Origin of the sequence: Psychroflexus lacisalsi, from assembly GCF_020164495.1 — a bacterium.
GTDB lineage: Bacteria > Bacteroidota > Bacteroidia > Flavobacteriales > Flavobacteriaceae > Psychroflexus > Psychroflexus lacisalsi.
The window spans coordinates 77583-96396 of record NZ_JAIQYZ010000006.1; the positions used below are offsets into that span (position 1 = coordinate 77583).

The window sequence follows — 18814 nt, forward strand, 5'->3', positions numbered from 1 at the left end:
TTAATTATCTTATTAATCTAAATTTGTTTTTCTAATTCTTGTGCTATTTTCCTGTCATTAGAAAGTCTTGGTACTTTATTTTGACCTCCAAGTTTTCCAACAGATTTCATATACTCCTGAAATCCATTTTTTGGAACTTTTGTAATCACTAAGGTCCTTAACATGTTTCCTTTAACAAGGTCTTTGTAATAGGAATTCTGCTTCTGAAGCAATTTATCGATTCTATCTGCAAATGCTTCAAAATCGCTTGGTTCTTTTTCAAATTCTATAAACCATTCATGGTAAGGCAAACCCTCTTCAGGAGTGATCTGTGGAGCTACGGTAAACTCATTGATTTGTACGTCAAATTCTTCTGAAGCTGAAATTATAGATTTTTCTACTTCTTGGGCAATTACATGTTCTCCAAAAGCTGAGGTAAAGTGTTTAATTCTGCCAGAAACTTTTAATCGATAGGGTTTTTTGTCTGTAAACATAACCGTATCACCAACGTTGTATCTCCACAAACCAGCATTGGTAGAAATTACCATGACGTAATTCACACCAACTTCAACCTTTCCTATAGTAAGTATTTTAGGTTTTTCATCATAAAACTCGTCTGCTTTTATAAACTCATAAAATATTCCTGAGTCCAATTGCAGAAGCATACCCTCCTCTTTCTGAGAATCTTGAAAAGCGAAGAAACCTTCAGAAGCCGGGTATAACTCTATACTGTCCACAGATTTCCCAATCAGGTTTTCAAATTTGGACCGATAAGGTTCGTAATTCACACCCCCATAAATGAAAAGTTGCAAGTTGGGAAACAACTCTCCTATTGTTTTTCCTGTTTTATGGTGAAGCTTCTCAAAGTAAGTTTGAACCCAGGAAGGAATTCCACTTATAATGGTCATATCTTGATCATAAGTCTCCTCAACTATAGCATCGATTTTCTCATTCCAGTCGTCAATGGAATTTGCCTTCCAGCTAGGAAGCCTGTTTTTCTGCAGATAATTTGGAACAAAGTGAGCCACAATTCCCGAAAGCCGCCCAAAGTATATTCCGTTTTTTTCTTCCAATTCCGGGCTGCCTTGCAAGAAAATCATTTTCCCATCTACAAAACTAGAATTTCCTGTCTCATGAATATAGCTGAGGATTGCATTCCTCGCAGCGTTGGTGTGATTGGGAATTGACTCTTTGGTCAGTGGAATATATTTTGCACCGCTTGTCGTTCCAGATGTTTTTGCAAAATACAAGGGCTTTCCAGGCCATAATACATCCTTTTCACCATCGACAACTCTATCAACATAGGGCTTTAACTCTTCATAATCCTGAATGGGAACATTATCAAAAAGATCTTTAAATGTTTCGATCTCATCAAAGTTATGATCTTCACCAAACTTGGTTTTTCGACCTGCTTTAATTAGACTTTTAAATACCTTCAACTGTGTTTGCTCTGGTTGAGAAGACCAGCTTTCAATTTGAGATGAAATGTATTTAGCAAATAACTTTGCACCAAACGATTTTATCGACATATATAAATTCTATTCAAAATTGATGTAATCTGAAGGATTTACCGGATATCCATCTACCCAGAGTTCAAAATGCAAATGAGGCCCGTAAGAATATTCTCCCGTATCGCCAACTACTGCAATTGCTTCACCTGCTGTAACCAGGTCTCCCTGACTTTTTAATAAAGAATCATTATGTTTATAAACAGAAATTAGCCCAAAGCTATGTTCTATAATAATGACATATCCTGTTTCTACGGTCCACTCTGCAAAAATAACGGTGCCGTCTAGTGTCGCTTTCACAGGCTCATTCTTTTCAGTCACAATATCGACCGCATAATGTTTTTGCTCTGCATTATAAACTTCGGAAACTCTTCCAGAAACCGGAGGAAATAAGGTGAAATTTGTATTGAAAGTAGCCTTTTCAAGCAAACTGTATTTATCCTCCTGCTCTACTTTTACTCTCAAAATGGAATCTTGCTCAGAAGCAGATAGATTGACCGATTCCGGGTCTACAGGCTTCATATCATTTAAGCTGTAAGACATCTCAGTATCTAATGAATCTACTTTCCCACTGAGAACATTTCTTATAGATTGAAAGTATGCTGAATTTTTATCAACTACCGTCGTGAGAGAGTCTACAACAAGGGTAAGCCGTGTTGCTTTATTCTTTAAAGCTGTGGAAGAATATCCAGGTATATACTCTCTTACTGGAGTAAAAGCAATTAAAAGCGCAGTTCCTGATACCAGTAGTAATGCTGAAATTGTAGATAAAATGATAACATTAAGTTTTGATAACTGAAAGGATAATCTCTCCTCAAATGTATCTTCATTCAAAATCACCAAACGGTACTTATGAAGCAGTTTCTGCTTGATTTTTCGCTTATCTTTTTTTGGTGATTCCATAGTTTAAAAACTCTTACAAAGATAGAATAAAGTTAATTTATGTAGGTTTTAGATTCATAAACCTTTGATTTAGATTTTTATCACTAATTTTGTATCAAATTTAAAGCTATGAATGCACTTAATGTTATAATGGGAATGGTAGGACCATGGCAATGGGTAATCATTGGTATTGCAATCCTTCTACTCTTTGGTGGAAAGAAAATACCAGAATTGATGAGAGGTCTAGGTAGTGGCATCAAAGAATTTAAAGATGCTTCCAAAGAAGATGAAACTAGCGAGACAAATAATGAATCTAAGTCTATTAAATAGATTTTTGAGACACTTAAATTTCTAACCCTGTTTACTTCGTATTCAGGGTTTTTTATTCAGTTTTTCTAAAGAAAACTCGTTCCCGTCAAACACGCCAAAGGTGTAGTGAGCAATCCAATCTCCAAGATTTATGTACTTAGAATTTTCTCCAACTTGTATTTCCATTGGCAAATGGCGGTGTCCAAAAACAAAGTAATCATAATGCTCATCTTCAAGTTTGCGCTTGGCATACTGTGCAAGCCATTCATTGTCTTCGCCTAGAAATTTAGCGTCATCGTCACCAGAAATCAGTTTGTTTTTTACTGAAAGATGCTTAGCTAATCTCACTCCTAAATCTGGATGTAACCATTTAAACAGCCATTTTGAAACAGGATGTGTAAAGACTTTTTTCATGCGTTTGTAACCTTTATCTCCTGGACCAAGTCCATCGCCATGACCTAGAAAAAACTTTTTTGAATTAAACTCAAAGACCTGGGGTTTATAAAACACGGGGATATTAAGCTCGTCTTTAAAATAGTCTTTCATCCACAAATCGTGATTTCCTACAAAATAATAAATCTCGATTCCAGAATCTTTCAGTTCTGCCAATTTCCCCAAAGTCCTTACAAAACCTTTGGGCACCACTTCCCGATATTCAAACCAAAAGTCAAACAAATCACCGAGTAGGAAAATAGCATGCGCATCAGTTTTGATGTGATCTAGCCAGGAAATAAATATTTTTTCACGCTTTAAGCTTTCAGAATGTGTTGGAGCTCCTAGATGATTATCACTGGAAAAGTATACTTTTTTGCCTTCAGGAAGTTTCATTCAATTAAAATCTGGCTCAAATATACTGAAAGGATTAAAAACGTCAAGTTACTGGACATAAAGTCTTCTAGTTTTTGAACAATAACAACTATATCTAGTGAAACATGATAGAAAAGAACAAAGGTGCTCGGGACAAAAAATAAGATATGAGACTCAATAAAAAAATACTGGTTTCATATTCAAAATTTGAAACTTTCACCTCCAACCTAATCACCTAAATCCTCATTCCTCCCCACTAAGTTTTAGGTTTAATTTAATGTGGCTGCAAGAGATATTCCTGTATTTTTGAATTCAATCCAAATCAAAAAGAATGAAATTCAAAATAAATATTATAGCCTGTTTATTTTTAATAGCCTCTACTTCACTAGTGGCTCAAGTAAAATCAGTAGTTCCAGGCAAAGACTTTACTAGTATAAGAGTATCAACTGGACTTTTTGTTGAAATCGTAACCAATGCTGATGAACATAAAATTGAAATCAAAGGTTTAGAACGCGATAAAGTCAATATCGATATTAAAAATGGAGAGTTGGACCTCAGCTTGCCACTTGGTCAAATTTTTACTGAAGCTGAAATCTTAGTTACCGTTTACGCCAAAGAAGTAGAAGAATTAAAAGCACGAAATGGTTCTGAAGTAGAGTTTATTTCAGTAGTAGATCAAAAAGAACTCCGCTTAATTGCTTCGGAAGGTAGCTATATTGGTGGCGAATTGAAGTTGGAGAGTCTTTCTGTAAAATCGGTAACGGGTGCAAGTATAAGCCTTGTTGGTACTGCAAAAACAACAAGTGTAGAAGTGAAAACTGGCGGTTCTTACGATGGAGATGATTTAATTTCCGAAACAACCAGTGTTGGTGTCAGTTATGGAGGTGAAGCCACTGTTCATGCTACTGAAACTTGTTCTGCAAGCGTTACAGCTGGAGGATCTATTGAAATTCATGGAAATCCATCTACTCTGAGTCAGAAAACCAAATTGGGTGGAAATATAGAAGTCATTAAAAAAATGTGATTTAAATCTTATGAAAGAACCCTTATTAGCGTTCAATCAAAATGGAATCTATTGTGCCGTCGCTGATGTCTACTTAGACCCTTGGCGAAAAGTTGATAAGGCAATCATATCTCATGGTCACGCTGACCATTCCCGCCGGGGAAATAAAAAATACATCACGCATCACCGCAACATCCCTATTATGAAACATAGGTTGGGTGAGATAGATGTGGAGGGCAAAGCGTACGGCGAGCTGTTTATAATTAATAATGTAAAATTTAGTTTTCATCCTGCTGGTCACGTGATTGGAAGTTCACAAATTCGTGTAGAACATAAGGGTGAAGTTTGGGTGTTTACAGGCGATTACAAAGACGAGGCTGACGGAGTTTCCACTCCTTATGAACCAGTGAAATGTCATACTTTTATTACCGAATGCACCTTCGGTCTACCAGCTTTTAAGTGGAAACCTCAGGCAGAAGTGATGAGTGACATTAACCAATGGTGGGCAGAAAATAAAGCTGAAGGTCGAACCTCTGTATTGTTTGGCTATTCGCTGGGAAAAGCACAACGACTCCTAAAGCACCTCAATCCAGAAATTGGAAAAATCTACACTCACGGAGCCATTGAAAATATGACTGATGTGTTGAGGGAAATGGTCCATTTCCCCGAAACCACACGAGTAACCAGAGAAACTACGAAAAAAGAACTAAACGGAAACTTGGTCCTCGCCCCACCAAGCGCCCATGGTGGCACCTGGATACGGAAAATGGTGCCTTACGTTACGGCATCTGCCAGCGGCTGGATGACCTTCCGGGGAGCAAGACGGCGACGCGCTATCGACAAAGGTTTCGTGATGAGCGATCATTGCGACTGGGATGGTTTGCTCAATAGCATAGAAGCGACCGGCTGCGAAAAAGTAATTTGTACTCATGGCTATACCGATATTTTCTCTAAATACTTGCGTGAAATTGGCTTCGATGCCAGGACAGAGGCAACCCAATACGATGGAGAAACCGATGATTCTGATTTGTAAATTCTTTTTGCTGTTTCAATTTGTTTTTTATATTAATTATAGCTCGTGACATAACATATTTTACTCAAATTAAAATTTGATTTACAGACCTCAGGTTTTAAAACCTGAAGTCTTGATACAAGAACTTTTTGATAGGTGCCTATGAGGTTTTAGTTATCGGTATAATAAAATTGAAGGCTTTGCGAATCTACTAGTGATCTTTGCGTGAAATCATTTTATACATTAATTTATTCTACTTTCAGAAGATTGATGTTTTTAATTGAAATCGATATAATTCTGACTTTATAAGTAACATTTTACTAAAAATGTTACTTATAACATAGTTTTATATGTTTTAAAAACCAATCCTATGAATCAACTTCGCTTACTCAACGTATCCAAAACTTATAAAAACGGGGTTAAAGCCCTGGATAATGTCTCTATCGAAATCAATTCTGGCATGTTTGGACTTTTAGGTCCCAACGGAGCGGGAAAGTCCACGCTTATGCGGACCATTGCCACTTTACAGCAACCCGACTCTGGTGAAATTTACCTGGATGACATTGATATTCTGAATCAAAAAATGGAATTGCGTAAAGTCTTGGGCTATTTACCCCAGTCTTTTGGGGTGTATCCAAAACTTTCAGCCGAAAAACTCCTGCATTATTTTGCGGAATTGAAAGGACTTTCCAACAAAGCTGAACGCAAACAGATTGTAGATTATGCTTTGGAAGTGACTAATCTCTATGATGTCAAAAACAAACATGTCGCAGGCTATTCTGGCGGAATGAAGCAGCGTTTTGGGATTGCGCAGTTGCTTTTAAACAACCCCAAACTCATCATTGTCGATGAGCCTACCGCTGGACTGGATCCTGCAGAACGTCACCGTTTCCTCAATGTTTTACGAGAAATTGGCACCAATCATATTGTAATTCTTTCCACCCATATTGTCGATGATGTGAAAGAATTATGTACCGACATGGCTATTTTGAATGGTGGTAAACTCCTTTGTCACAAAAAACCAATCGATGCAGTTTTAGATTTAAAAGATAAAATCTGGGGTCTTACAATTGATCGGGAGAATGTCGAAAGATATGAATCTGAATACAATATTATCTCTACAAATTACAATCAGGATAATTCGTTGAACATTCGCGTGTATGGTGAAACCAGTCCAGGAGATGAATTTATGAAAGTGGAACCCGATTTGAGCGATGTCTATTTTGTACACCTCAAAGGAGATGAAGTAGAAGCTACTAACCCTCAATCTTAAGCCTTATGTTTTCAAAAATATTCAAGTTTGAAATCAAATCCTGGTTCCGGGCTCCCATCACTTACATCTATTCAGTCATCATGTTCATCTTTGCTTTTTTAATGATGGCATCGGCGGGTGGACTTTTTGATAATTTTACGGTTACAACCACCTCACCAACCTATGAAAATTCGGCTTTGGCGATCAATAATATGATCAACGTTCTAAGCGTTTTTTTATATTTCTTATTGCCTTCAATCGTAGGTGCTTCTATCAACAAAGACTTTAAATACGACATGCATCAGGTGTTGTATTCATATCCCATTTCAAAAGCAAGCTACTTATTTGGTAAGTTTCTAAGTGCCATGAGCATCGTCGTCGGCATTATTTTATTGATTTGCCTTGGTGTCTATATCGGTACTATTTTTCCCGGCACTAATCCTGATTTGTTTACCGATTTTGATATTTGGAATTATATCCAACCTTTGCTCATTTTCGTTATTCCCAACATATTATTATACGGCGCCGTAGTTTTTGCCGTCGTGACCTTTTCCAGGAATATTTTTATAGGATTTATAAGTGTTCTGATATTGATTACGATTCAAAGTTTTGCCCAAAGCCTTACTGCAGATATCGACAATAAGACACTTTCTGCCCTCATCGATCCTCTTGGTGCTCAAGCTTTAGGTTTGGAAACTGAATATTGGACGGTTTTTGAAAGAAATAATAATTCGCTTCCTTTTGAAGGTTATATCATTTACAACCGTTTGCTCTGGGCAGCCATTAGTATTTTGATTTTTGCGTTTGTTTTTTTCAAATTCAAATTTAATCAGCAGGCCATTCAATTCAAACTTTTTAAAAGTAAAGCAGAGCGTGTAATTAAGCGAAATTTTGGAAGCCTTGTTCGCATTAAATTACCCAATGTCGAAAAAGCCTATCATTTTAAGCATTGGTTAAAGATGGCGTGGAAACACAGCAATTTTGAAGCGAGGTATATTTTCAAAAACTGGGTATTTATTTCATTTGCTATCGTGACTTTGATTATAACCTTATCTACGCTAGCAGTACGCACGCCTATTTACGGTACTTCAACCTATCCCGTCACTCGAGAATTAATGCAGAACGCTTCAGGAGTAGTGAGTGGGTTTATAATTATCATCACCTTTCTTCTCGTGGGGATGCTGGTCAATAGAGCGAAGAGCTCCAATATGAATCAGCTTGTGGATGTCACCCCTTTTCCCAACTGGTCGTTTCTACTGGCAAAATTCATTGCTATTTTCAAAATGCAGGCTTCTTTTTACATTTTGGCATTGGTTTTAGCGGTAGGCGTTCAGGTTTACAATGAATATTACAAGCTGGAGTTGGATTTATACCTGTTTCAGTTTTTTGCCATCGATTACCTAAGAGTACTGGCATGGACAGTGATGGCCTTTTTATTTCATTCACTCATCAAAAATCACATTGTCGGTTTTGTATCGCTTTTAGCATTTTTGATTTTACTTGGCTTCTTTCCACAATTTGGCATCGAACAAAGTATTTTCAGATTTAATTCAGGCGGTGGTGCTACGTATTCTGATATGGTGGGTTATGGTCCAGGTTTAAAAGTCTTTTATGTCTACAGACTGTATTGGTTTGCTTTGGCAATCGTATTGTATGTCATTGCCATTCTATTTTACCGTCGAGGTGTTTCCTATTCTGCAAAGCAAAGAATAGAGCTTGCTCAGGAAAAAATGAACCCTCTATACAAATCAATTATTGCGGTTTGTTTAGTCATCTTTGTGGGAGTTGGCTCCTGGATTTATTACAATGATAATGTCATCAATGAACGCCTTTCCGGAAACGAACGCGAACAACTTCAGGTGGATTATGAAAACCAATATAGTCATTTGAAAATGCTGAATTCACCTCGAATCACCAGCGTCAATGTTAATTTGGATTTGTTTCCAAACACTCGGGATTTTAAAGCTAAGGGTGAATTTATCTTAAAAAACAAAACCGAGCAGCCTGTAGATTCAATCTTAGTTAATCTAAGCGATGCTTACATTCAAAGCTATGCTTTAAATAAAAAAGGAAAGACTATTCTGAAAGATACAGTTTACGACTTTGAGATTTTCAAATTTGATGAAAGTCTACTTCCAGGTGAAGAAGTGACATTCAGCTTCGACATGGAAAATAAACCCAATACCCTATTGAACAACAATTCGCCTGTAAGAACCAACGGAACGTTCATCAACAATCGAATTTTTCCAAGTTTTGGGTATAGCGAAGGCTATGAAATATCAAATAACAAGACTAGAGAAAAATACAATCTTGAGCCTAAAGAGCGAATGATGTCGCCTTACGATTCTACGGCATTGGGTAATACCTACATATCAGATGACGCCGATTGGATTGATTTTGAGACGACGGTATCGACCTCCAAAGATCAAATTGCTGTAGCTCCAGGCTACCTTCAGGAAGAATGGATAGAAGGAGACAGAGCTTATTTCCATTATAAAATGGATAAAAAAATATTAAATTTTTATGCGTTCAATTCAGCTAAATACGAAGTCTATGAAGACCAGTGGAACGATGTAAATATTCAGGTATTCTATCACAAACCTCATAATTATAACATAGAGCGAATGGTTTCTGCTACCAAGAAATCTTTGGACTACTATTCTGAAAATTTTAGCCCTTACCAATTCAAACAACTTCGAATTTTAGAATTTCCATTAACGTCCGGGTCTTTTGCACAATCCTTTGCCAATACGGTTCCATATTCTGAAGCCATTGGATTTATTGCTAAAGTGGATGATGAAGATAACGAAAGCGTAGATTATCCTTTTAGTGTGACTTCTCATGAAGTTGCTCACCAGTGGTGGGCGCATCAAGTAATTGGTGCCGATGTACGTGGAGCCACTTTACTTTCTGAAAGTATGTCAGAATACAGTTCGCTAAAAGTCCTGGAAAAAGAATATGGCGCACAGCAGATGCGGGTATTCCTGAAAGATGCTTTGGATAAATACTTAAGAGGACGGCGTTTTGAAAGTCAGAAGGAATTGCCATTAATGCTGAATGAAAATCAGCAGTATATTCATTATAACAAAGGCTCTTTGGTACTTTACGCGATAAGCGATTATTTAGGGGAAGAGAAAATGAACTCTATTTTGAAATCTTATGTTGATAAAGTCGCTTTTCAGGAACCACCTTATACCACCTCAGTGGAATTTGTAAGCCTTCTGAAAGAACGTTCGCCGGATTCACTTCAATACCTGATTAAAGATATGTTTGAAACCATAACGCTTTATGACAATCGAATGACTGAAGCAGCCTCCGATACTTTAGATAATGGAAAGTATGAAGTAACACTGAAAGCCTATGCCCAAAAGTACAGATCTTCTGAAAAAGGAGAGAAGATCTTTTCCAATGCTGAAGGCGAAAGCATAAGGTTTGAGACTGAAAAAGACTCTTTAGAGTCGCTTCCGCTCCGGGATTATATTGAAATTGGAGTTTTTGGAGAGTCGGATGAAACAATTGATGGCGTTAAAAAGGAAAATGTATTGTACCTGAAAAAACATCTCATTTCTGAAATCAACAATGAATTCACCATTACTGTGGATGAGAAACCTACTGAAGTTGGCATCGATCCTTACAACAAATTGATAGATACGAATTCCGGAGATAATCGAATGAAGGTGGAGTAAATGTAAAAAGTAAGAAAAAAGAGAATAGAACAAAGACTGGTCAACTGGTCAACTGGTCAACTGGTCAACTGGTCAACTGGTCAACTGGTCAACTGGTCAACTGGTCAACTGGTCAAAAAATAAAATTCCAGATCTTGAAAAACTAACTTGAAATGGAAAGTTTGACATGTAAAATGCACAGTGAGTGAATGCGTGAGGGATAGAAGTGGAAAGCTCAGGATGTAAAGCTTTTTAAAAAATAAAGCCTAGTGAAGCGACCAAAGGAAGCTCTTACTAGGCTTTATTTTTTGAGCTTTACTGAACTGGCTTGAAGCGGATAGCCCGACCCCCAAAGCATTGGGGGGCACGCCCTAAAAGCAAAAAAGCTTCTCGAGAAATTTCTTGAGAAGCTTTTTAGTTCGGTCAAAATACCTTTTACTCGTAGTACTTTTCTTTCAGCTTTCTTGATAACAATAAAATAAAAAGTAAAACTATAATACACAGGCATACTAAAATTCCCAGAACACCTGTAAAACTCTTTTTATCTCCTACCAGATCATCTGGGTTCACAAGAGTCCCACTGAAAATCATTAGTCCAACTGATGAAAGCATTAAGAAATAAATAAAATACTTCATAAATTTTTAATTGAATAAACTCTGAATATTCGTTGCGAATAATTTTACCGCAATGGCCAGCAAAATTACGCCAAATATTTTCCTAATCACAGAAATCCCCTGATTTCCAAGAATTTTTTCTATTTTTTTGGATGACTTTAAGACAGCATAAACAACTATGACGTTCAAAATAATCGCAACAATGATATTTGGTGTATCAAATTCAGATTTTAAAGACAAAATGGAAGTCATTGTCCCCGCACCAGCAATCAAAGGAAATGCTAAAGGAACAATAGCCGCAGTTTCAGGAGCGTCGTCTTTGTAAAGCTGTATCCCGAGAATCATTTCAATGGCCAGAAAAAAGATAATAAATGCTCCTGCCACGGCAAAAGAGTTCACATCGATACCGATCAAATTCAGAATGGTTTCTCCTACAAAAAGAAAAACAATCATCAAAATACACGCGACAATCGACGCTTTTTCGCTTTGGATATGACCTACTTTTTTTCTTAAGTCTACAATAATAGGAATACTGCCTACAATATCTATCACAGCAAAAAGGATCATTCCTGCAGTGAAAATCTGTTTAAAATCGAACATAATAGTCTTCTGTAATTTTTTGCAAAAGTACTTCTGATTCATGGATTGGCAATCTCATGAAATCTTGTGAACAACAATTTTTTGTTAAATATTTTATGCTGAATTCACCTTAGGAAGAGACTTTAAATTTTGAGTTATAACTTCATAATTGAGTTAGCTTTGCGACCATGATTAAAATTGACAAAACCCTTATTTCTGAATCGATTATAGATACAGAATTTGCCTGTAACCTGTCAGCTTGTAAAGGCGAATGCTGCGTTGCTGGAGACGCGGGAGCACCACTGGATGAGCACGAGCTGGAAATCTTAAAAACGATTTATCCCAAGGTGAAGCCCTATCTTAGAGCAGAAGGCATAGAAGCTATCGAGCAACAAGGCACTCATATCATGTCAGATTTTGATGAGCCAGAAACACCTCTGGTTGATGGAAAAGAATGTGCCTACGTCAATTTTACCGAAAACGGTACCGCACTTTGTGGCATCGAGTCGGCTTACCGTGCCGGCGATATCGATTTCAAAAAGCCTGTGTCCTGCGAACTTTATCCAATTCGAGTTCAAAAACTTTCAGAACTGCAAGCCGTCAATTACGATCGCTGGGATATTTGCAGCGATGCCTGTGACTTAGGCAAAACCTTAAAAATGCCGGTCTACAAATTCACCAAAAACGCACTGATCAGAAAATTTGGGGACGATTGGTATGCCGAATTAGAGCAGCGAGCAAACGAAATCAATTCGTAGCATTTCTAATTATTTTTAGAATTCAACAATTCACAAAATCGAAAATAATTAAAGGACCAAGTTCTTAACTGGTAAGCTTTTGAAGCGATTGTGGATAACTTTGTGGATAACTTTCATTTGATTTTCAGGAAATTTCAGGCATTTATTTTCATATTTGTTTAGATCATAATGAAATAATAAACCTCTCAAAATCATAACCCTATGGCTCAGATGGAACCCATTCTAGAAGAAAATGAAAACAGATTTGTACTCTTCCCTATCAAACATCACGACATCTGGGAATGGTATAAAAAATGTGAAGCGAGTTTCTGGACCGCAGAAGAAATTGATTTACACCAAGACCTTTCCGATTGGAAAAATAAACTGAGTGGTGATGAGCAGTATTTTATAAAACATATCCTTGCATTCTTCGCTGCATCCGATGGGATTGTCAATGAAAACCTGGCTGAAAACTTCGTCAACGAAGTTCAATATACAGAAGCCAAATTTTTCTACGGCTTCCAAATCATGATGGAAAATATCCATTCTGAAACTTATTCTTTATTGATCGATACTTACGTTGATGACGACAAAGAAAAAGATCAGTTATTTAAAGCCATCGAGAATTTTCCAGCCATCAAGAAAAAAGCTGATTGGGCATTAAAATGGATAGAATCCGATTCCTTTGCTGAACGATTAATCGCTTTTGCTGCCGTAGAAGGCATCTTCTTTTCTGGAGCTTTTTGCTCAATCTTCTGGTTGAAGAAAAGAGGCTTGATGCCAGGACTTACCTTCTCCAACGAATTGATTTCTCGAGATGAGGGTGTGCACTGTGACTTTGCAGTTCACCTACATAATGAGCATTTGGTAAATAAAGTTTCAAAAGAACGCATTAGAGAGATCATTGTGGATGCTCTAACTATTGAGAGAGAATTTGTGACTGAATCGCTTCCTGTAAGCTTGATTGGTATGAATTCTAACTTAATGACTCAGTACCTAGAATTTGTAGCGGATAGACTTTTATTCGAATTGGGTTGTGATAAAGAATATGGAACGGCTAATCCTTTTGATTTTATGGATATGATTTCACTTCAGGGTAAAACCAACTTCTTTGAGAAACGTGTTGGTGAATACCAGAAAGCAGGAGTCATGAACAAAAATAAAGAAGAAGACAGCAAAATTAGTTTCGACGCTGATTTCTAGTTTTTTTTGAAATCCTAGCTTTTTAAAATTACGATTATTAACTACCTGGAGTCCTTGGGCTCTAAACTTCAAATACCACCTACTATGTACGTTATCAAAAGAAATGGACAAAAAGAGCCTGTAATGTTCGACAAAATTACAGCACGAATTAAAAAACTTTGCTACGGATTGAACCCACTCGTGGAACCTCCCAAAGTCGCAATGCGTGTCATAGAAGGTCTTTATGATGGTGTAACCACAAGTGAACTCGATAATTTGGCTGCAGAGATCGCCGCAACAATGACCGTGAGTCATCCTGATTATGCACAGTTAGCAGCTAGAATCTCGGTATCCAATCTTCACAAAAACACTAAAAAGACGTTTAGTGAGGTGATGACCGATCTTTATGAGTATGTGAACCCACGTAATAATAAAAAGTCTCCACTTATTGCAGATGATGTTTACAAAATCATCAACGATAATAAAGAAGAAATTGATTCGAGAATTATCTACAGCAGGGATTTCAATTACGATTATTTCGGATTTAAAACTTTGGAACGCTCTTACCTTTTAAAATTGAATGGTAAGATAGCAGAGCGTCCACAACATATGTTGATGCGAGTGTCTATAGGTATTCACGGTGAAGATTTAGAATCTGCCATGGAGACTTACGAGCTAATGTCTAAAAAATACTTTACTCACGCCACACCTACCTTATTTAATTCGGGAACACCGAAACCACAAATGTCTTCCTGTTTTTTGTTAACGATGAAAGACGATAGTATTGACGGTATTTATGATACTTTAAAGCAGACTGCCAAGATTTCTCAATCTGCAGGAGGTATCGGTTTATCGATACATAATATAAGAGCAACAGGCTCTTATATTGCCGGAACCAACGGAACATCAAATGGAATTGTTCCAATGCTTAAAGTATTCAATGATACTGCACGCTATGTAGACCAGGGTGGTGGAAAAAGAAAAGGCTCTTTTGCTATGTATGTAGAGCCCTGGCATGCGGATATCTTTAGCTTTTTGGACTTAAAGAAAAATCACGGAGCTGAAGAAATGAGAGCGCGTGATTTGTTCTACGCCATGTGGATTCCGGATCTTTTCATGAAGCGTGTGGAGGAAAATTCTACTTGGACACTGATGTGCCCTAATGAATGTCCTGATCTTTATAATATTCACGGGGATGAGTTTGATGAGTTATATCTAAAATACGAAAGCGAAAACAAAGGTCGAAAAACCATTAAGGCGAGAGAACTATGGGAGAAAATCTTAGAATCTCAAATTGAAACAGGAACGCCTTATATGCTGTATAAAGATTCAGCTAACCGCAAGTCCAACCAGAAGAATCTTGGAACGATTCGTTCTTCTAACTTGTGTACGGAAATCATGGAATACACCAGTCCAGATGAAGTAGCTGTGTGTAATTTAGCATCCATTGCTTTACCAATGTTTGTCAAGAACGATAGTTTTGATCATAAAGAGCTTTATAAAATCACCAAGCAAGTCATCAGAAACCTCAACAAGGTTATTGATAGAAATTACTATCCTGTAAAAGAAGCAGAAAACTCCAACATGCGTCACAGACCAGTTGGGCTCGGAATTCAAGGGTTGGCCGATGCATTTATCATGTTGAGAATGCCTTTTACTTCTGATGAGGCTAAGAAATTAAATCAAGATATTTTCGAAACTTTATATTTTGCCGCTGTAGAATCTTCTATGGAATTAGCAAAAGCTGAAGGTCCTTATTCTTCTTACGAAGGCTCGCCCATCAGTAAAGGAGAATTTCAATACAACCTTTGGGGATTAAAAGATAAAGACCTCAGCGGTCGCTGGGACTGGAGCAAACTGAGAGACAAAGTGATGAAACACGGTGTGCGTAATTCTTTATTGATGGCTCCAATGCCAACAGCTTCTACTTCTCAAATACTAGGTAACAATGAAGCTTTTGAACCTTATACCTCTAATATTTATACCAGACGTGTCCTATCCGGTGAATTCATTGTTGTGAATAAACACTTATTGAAGGATCTTGTCGCTTTAGGTCTATGGAATGACGACGTAAAAGACGCGATCATGAGAGCAAATGGTTCTGTTCAAGGTATCGACATCATTCCAGACGATATCAAAGAATTGTATAAAACGGTTTGGGAATTATCGATGAAAGATATCATAGATATGTCCAGACAACGTGGTTATTTCATAGATCAATCACAGTCATTGAACTTGTTTATGGAAGGCGCTACGTTCGCCAAATTGACATCTATGCACTTCTATGCCTGGAAAAGCGGACTTAAAACAGGTATGTACTACTTAAGAACAAAATCTGCCGTAGATGCGATTAAGTTTACACTGAAGAACGAAAAGAAAGAAAAACAAGTTCCTAGTGAAGTAGCTGAAAAAGCAGCAAAAACTTATCAGGAAGCACAAAGCCAACAAGTCAAAGTGTCTGATGATTCATCATTGAGCCCGAAAGAATTGAAAGCTTTGATCAAGCAATCTAAAGAATCTGAAGGCGATGATTGTCTGATGTGCGGATCTTAATATAAATTGGAATTAATTATTAACCCCCGATAAATTCAAATTTATCGGGGGTTAATTTTTGGGTGATTTTGATATGGTGACTCCTTTGAACTCCTTTTAGCTAATAGAGATCACTATTTGATTTTAATCTTTTCATCTACCTTTGAATCGCCCTTTTTGGTACTGATTTGAATGACTCCATCAATTTTCTTAGGGTCATAACCGTTTCTTTTTAGGTTATCGGGGGACTTTATAATAACCATTGATTTTACTTGCTCAGGCTTGAGTTTGTAAAATTCTTCCTCATCGACTTCCTTTTCATCCACTTTGTAAATGAGTTTACCAGTATTTTTAGCAAAAGCAGGTTTTTGAATTGTGTTGTAATTTTTACGTTGAGATCTGTTTATAGAAGTCTCCTTTTTCGTTGTGATTTTAATTAAACCATCAATCTCTTTTGGATCGTAGCCAGCTTGCTTTAAATCATAAGATGATTTTATCACATCCATCGATTGGATGTCTTCAGGGTTAACATTTTTTATTTGATCATCATCTAATTCTTTACCATCTAAAATAAAGATGACGCGACTATTAATCATGCTTTTACTAGCTTTTCCATCAATTTTAGGGGTTATATTCTTGAAAGGGTTTGCTTTTTTAGTCGTGATTTTCATAATTCCGTCCACTTCTATTGAGTCAAATCCCAAGTCTTTAATTTTGGATAAAGATTTAATCACATCTACAGATTGAATTTGCCTGGGAGCAATCTCATTAAGGTTTTTATAATCTACTTCTTCGCCATTCACAAGGTAAATAACAGATCCATCGGTGTTTAAAGCTTTGTTATTGGAATTTTCATTTTGAGATGCATTGACTGCAGCCGCTTTTTTAGTGGTCACTTTAATTACCGCATCAATAAAATTTGAATTGTAACCTTCAGCTTTAAGCTCTTCAGGTGACTTAAGAATTTCTACAGATTCAATTTGATCTGTATCAATATTGACAATTTCTCCATTTTCTGCTTTGACGCCATCTATAATGAAAATCATTTTTTGGTTGTCATATTCACTCTTAAATTCTAAAAACCTCTTTTCAGACTTGGAAGACATATTAGAAAGAGAAATGTTTTTGTTTAGTAGAGGTTGCTTCGTGTTTTCTGAAGTTTCAATATTTTCAACTTTCATAGTCGCTACTTTATATTCACTAGAAATGATAAAATATATAAATTCACCAAGGGCTTTATCTTTAAGTTGAATTTCCTTAAACATTGCCAAGTTATCAGAATAATAAGGCTTAGAAAACTCCGTTCTGGTAGTTACTGAAAGTGTTTTAGAGGTGTCATCATATTGAAAATCTTCAACCGGAATATATTTCTCAACAAGCTCTTCTTTGTCTATTGTTTTTCCATTGATGATAAAGATCTCAGCATTTTTAATGCCTTCTATTTCCTTTTGAAAATTGGAAGTTTCGGTATTTAATTTAGTGTTTGCTTCTTTAATTTGAGCCTTTGTCTCTACTTGAAAAAGGAGAAAAAACACGACTAGAACTGGAGACACAATAAATAATTTCCAGAACGATTGTTTTTTATTTTGATTGAGCATGGCGATTCGTTTTTTGATTGGTGATTGGTGAAAGGATTGTTGAAGTTGAGATTTATACTGTTGTTGTGTGATGCTATAAAGTGTCATTTGGTAGTCCCTTTTAGCAGTGGTGTTAACCGCATTAGCATCTGCTTCGTACTCTAAATTAAGAATCAAACTTTTTTGATATAACCAGGCAAACGGGTTGAACCAGAAGAAGCATTTATAGATATGAGAGAAAAGTATATCAAAACTATGCTTATGAGTTACGTGCGCTTTTTCGTGATCTAAAATAATCTTCAATTCGGCTTCAGAGTAGAGTTTTGGATCGAAGACTATATAGTTCAAGAATGAAAAAGCGCCCTCAGGAATAGCTTTTTCTACGTAAAAAACACCTTCAGTTTTATAAGCTTTTGAGTTTTTTAAAAACTTTAAAAGCCTAGAGAATTTAAGTAGCAATTGGAGAACAAAAATAAATGAGATACTGATGAAAAGAATTTCAATTATAGCATTTTCAGTTATATACGACCAGATTAATTCAATAGTGGTTGGTTTAATTTTAGTAGCAACAAATTCAGAAGTATTAGGAAAAAAATTTGTTGGTGCAAGAGTGATTTCTTGGATTTTAGTAAACGTGAAAAGCGGCAAAATCAAACTTGATCCATAACCAACATGAAGATAAATTCGTTTCCATCTATGGTAAGTTTCAGCTTCCAAAAAGAGTTTATAAACTACCCAAAATAGGGTCAAAAGTAAAGAAGCTTTGGCAAGATAAATAAGCAAATCCATTAGCTTTTGTTTTTGATGAGTTCCAAAATCTCTTCCAACTCTTGTTCTGAAATCTTATCCTGCTGAGCGAAAAACGATACCATATTCTTATAGGAGCCGTCAAAAAATCGGGAAGAATTCTGTTCTAAAATCTTCTCACTATAGCTTTTCTTATCTACCACAGGAAAATATTGGTGGCTTTTCCCAAAGACTTTATAGGCGACATAACCTTTGTCTTCTAGCAACCTTACCAACGTAGAAACCGTGTTATAATGTTGATTTCCCTCAAGTTCTTCTTGAATTTCCTTTACAAAAGCCTTTTTCAACTTCCATAACACAGCCATTACTTCTTCTTCTTTAGCCGTTAATTTCTCAGAATGTTTCATGATTAAATTAATTATAGTAAC

General features: G+C 36.5%; 15 protein-coding genes. 8 read left to right on the forward strand and 7 right to left on the reverse strand.

The window, feature by feature from the left end:
• Nucleotides 1-17: 17 nt before the first annotated feature.
• Both LB449_RS12795 and LB449_RS12800 read right to left on the reverse strand, forming a co-directional pair.
• The gene (locus LB449_RS12795) at nt 18-1508 is read right to left on the reverse strand and encodes a GH3 auxin-responsive promoter family protein (protein WP_224455515.1); all 1491 of its coding nucleotides are present in this window, start codon (nt 1506-1508) and stop codon (nt 18-20) included.
• 9 nt (nt 1509-1517) lie between these two features.
• The gene (locus tag LB449_RS12800; RefSeq protein WP_224455516.1) at nt 1518-2390 is read right to left on the reverse strand and encodes a M23 family metallopeptidase; all 873 of its coding nucleotides are present in this window, start codon (nt 2388-2390) and stop codon (nt 1518-1520) included.
• Nucleotides 2391-2498: 108 nt separating this feature from the next.
• Between LB449_RS12800 and LB449_RS12805 the strand changes: the two genes are divergently transcribed.
• On the forward strand, nt 2499-2699 hold the full coding sequence (locus LB449_RS12805; protein ID WP_224455517.1) for a Sec-independent protein translocase subunit TatA/TatB: 201 nt from the start codon (nt 2499-2501) through the stop codon (nt 2697-2699).
• A 42-nt stretch (nt 2700-2741) separates the two neighbouring features.
• On the opposite strand, the gene LB449_RS12810 is transcribed toward LB449_RS12805, so the two are convergent.
• On the reverse strand, nt 2742-3506 hold the full coding sequence (locus tag LB449_RS12810) for a UDP-2,3-diacylglucosamine diphosphatase (RefSeq protein WP_224455518.1): 765 nt from the start codon (nt 3504-3506) through the stop codon (nt 2742-2744).
• A gap of 310 nt (nt 3507-3816) precedes the next feature.
• Here LB449_RS12810 and LB449_RS12815 point away from each other — a divergent pair, with 310 nt between their 5' ends.
• The 4 genes from LB449_RS12815 (at nt 3817) to LB449_RS12830 (ending at nt 10438) form a co-directional block, all read left to right on the forward strand.
• Complete coding sequence (locus LB449_RS12815) at nt 3817-4509, forward strand: head GIN domain-containing protein (RefSeq protein WP_224455519.1); 693 nt, start codon at nt 3817-3819, stop codon at nt 4507-4509.
• Between the two features lie 10 nt (nt 4510-4519).
• Nucleotides 4520-5521: a ligase-associated DNA damage response exonuclease gene (locus LB449_RS12820; protein ID WP_224455520.1), complete on the forward strand. Its 1002-nt coding sequence runs from the start codon at nt 4520-4522 to the stop codon at nt 5519-5521.
• A gap of 349 nt (nt 5522-5870) precedes the next feature.
• Entirely contained in the window at nt 5871-6773 is a 903-nt protein-coding gene (locus LB449_RS12825) for an ABC transporter ATP-binding protein (RefSeq protein ID WP_224455521.1), read from the forward strand.
• Nucleotides 6774-6778: 5 nt separating this feature from the next.
• Nucleotides 6779-10438: a M1 family aminopeptidase gene (locus LB449_RS12830; protein WP_224455522.1), complete on the forward strand. Its 3660-nt coding sequence runs from the start codon at nt 6779-6781 to the stop codon at nt 10436-10438.
• Between the two features lie 414 nt (nt 10439-10852).
• Here LB449_RS12830 and LB449_RS12835 read toward each other — a convergent pair whose 3' ends face one another.
• Both LB449_RS12835 and LB449_RS12840 read right to left on the reverse strand, forming a co-directional pair.
• Nucleotides 10853-11053: a hypothetical protein gene (locus LB449_RS12835; protein WP_224455523.1), complete on the reverse strand. Its 201-nt coding sequence runs from the start codon at nt 11051-11053 to the stop codon at nt 10853-10855.
• Nucleotides 11054-11059: 6 nt separating this feature from the next.
• Nucleotides 11060-11632 (reverse strand): MarC family protein, encoded by a 573-nt coding sequence (locus tag LB449_RS12840; RefSeq protein WP_224455524.1) that lies wholly within the window; start codon nt 11630-11632, stop codon nt 11060-11062.
• Nucleotides 11633-11799: 167 nt separating this feature from the next.
• Here LB449_RS12840 and LB449_RS12845 point away from each other — a divergent pair, with 167 nt between their 5' ends.
• The 3 genes from LB449_RS12845 (at nt 11800) to LB449_RS12855 (ending at nt 16083) form a co-directional block, all read left to right on the forward strand.
• On the forward strand, nt 11800-12369 hold the full coding sequence (locus tag LB449_RS12845) for a DUF3109 family protein (protein WP_224455525.1): 570 nt from the start codon (nt 11800-11802) through the stop codon (nt 12367-12369).
• Nucleotides 12370-12570: 201 nt separating this feature from the next.
• Nucleotides 12571-13551: a ribonucleotide-diphosphate reductase subunit beta gene (locus LB449_RS12850; RefSeq protein ID WP_224455526.1), complete on the forward strand. Its 981-nt coding sequence runs from the start codon at nt 12571-12573 to the stop codon at nt 13549-13551.
• Nucleotides 13552-13635: 84 nt separating this feature from the next.
• Nucleotides 13636-16083, forward strand: coding sequence for a ribonucleoside-diphosphate reductase subunit alpha (locus tag LB449_RS12855; RefSeq protein ID WP_224455527.1), 2448 nt, complete (start codon nt 13636-13638; stop codon nt 16081-16083).
• 113 nt (nt 16084-16196) lie between these two features.
• Here LB449_RS12855 and LB449_RS12860 read toward each other — a convergent pair whose 3' ends face one another.
• Together LB449_RS12860 and LB449_RS12865 are read right to left on the reverse strand one after the other, a co-directional pair.
• Nucleotides 16197-18428 (reverse strand): M56 family metallopeptidase, encoded by a 2232-nt coding sequence (locus tag LB449_RS12860; protein WP_224455528.1) that lies wholly within the window; start codon nt 18426-18428, stop codon nt 16197-16199.
• Nucleotides 18428-18793: a BlaI/MecI/CopY family transcriptional regulator gene (locus tag LB449_RS12865; RefSeq protein ID WP_224455529.1), complete on the reverse strand. Its 366-nt coding sequence runs from the start codon at nt 18791-18793 to the stop codon at nt 18428-18430. The genes LB449_RS12860 and LB449_RS12865 overlap by 1 nt, the downstream gene beginning before the upstream one ends.
• Between the last annotated feature and the right edge of the window lie 21 nt (nt 18794-18814).

Excerpts from the sequence above, each read along its gene's own strand:
- LB449_RS12840 (WP_224455524.1), bottom strand. The coding sequence starts at position 11,632 with ATGTTCGATTTTAAACAGATTTTCACTGCAGGAATGATCCTTTTTGCT.
- LB449_RS12805 (WP_224455517.1), top strand. The coding sequence starts at position 2,499 with ATGAATGCACTTAATGTTATAATGGGAATGGTAGGACCATGGCAATGG.
- LB449_RS12845 (WP_224455525.1), top strand. The coding sequence starts at position 11,800 with ATGATTAAAATTGACAAAACCCTTATTTCTGAATCGATTATAGATACA.
- LB449_RS12830 (WP_224455522.1), top strand. The coding sequence starts at position 6,779 with ATGTTTTCAAAAATATTCAAGTTTGAAATCAAATCCTGGTTCCGGGCT.
- LB449_RS12815 (WP_224455519.1), top strand. The coding sequence starts at position 3,817 with ATGAAATTCAAAATAAATATTATAGCCTGTTTATTTTTAATAGCCTCT.
- LB449_RS12825 (WP_224455521.1), top strand. The coding sequence starts at position 5,871 with ATGAATCAACTTCGCTTACTCAACGTATCCAAAACTTATAAAAACGGG.
- LB449_RS12800 (WP_224455516.1), bottom strand. The coding sequence starts at position 2,390 with ATGGAATCACCAAAAAAAGATAAGCGAAAAATCAAGCAGAAACTGCTT.
- LB449_RS12820 (WP_224455520.1), top strand. The coding sequence starts at position 4,520 with ATGAAAGAACCCTTATTAGCGTTCAATCAAAATGGAATCTATTGTGCC.
- LB449_RS12810 (WP_224455518.1), bottom strand. The coding sequence starts at position 3,506 with ATGAAACTTCCTGAAGGCAAAAAAGTATACTTTTCCAGTGATAATCAT.
- LB449_RS12860 (WP_224455528.1), bottom strand. The coding sequence starts at position 18,428 with ATGGATTTGCTTATTTATCTTGCCAAAGCTTCTTTACTTTTGACCCTA.
- LB449_RS12795 (WP_224455515.1), bottom strand. The coding sequence starts at position 1,508 with ATGTCGATAAAATCGTTTGGTGCAAAGTTATTTGCTAAATACATTTCA.
- LB449_RS12865 (WP_224455529.1), bottom strand. The coding sequence starts at position 18,793 with ATGAAACATTCTGAGAAATTAACGGCTAAAGAAGAAGAAGTAATGGCT.
- LB449_RS12855 (WP_224455527.1), top strand. The coding sequence starts at position 13,636 with ATGTACGTTATCAAAAGAAATGGACAAAAAGAGCCTGTAATGTTCGAC.
- LB449_RS12850 (WP_224455526.1), top strand. The coding sequence starts at position 12,571 with ATGGCTCAGATGGAACCCATTCTAGAAGAAAATGAAAACAGATTTGTA.
- LB449_RS12835 (WP_224455523.1), bottom strand. The coding sequence starts at position 11,053 with ATGAAGTATTTTATTTATTTCTTAATGCTTTCATCAGTTGGACTAATG.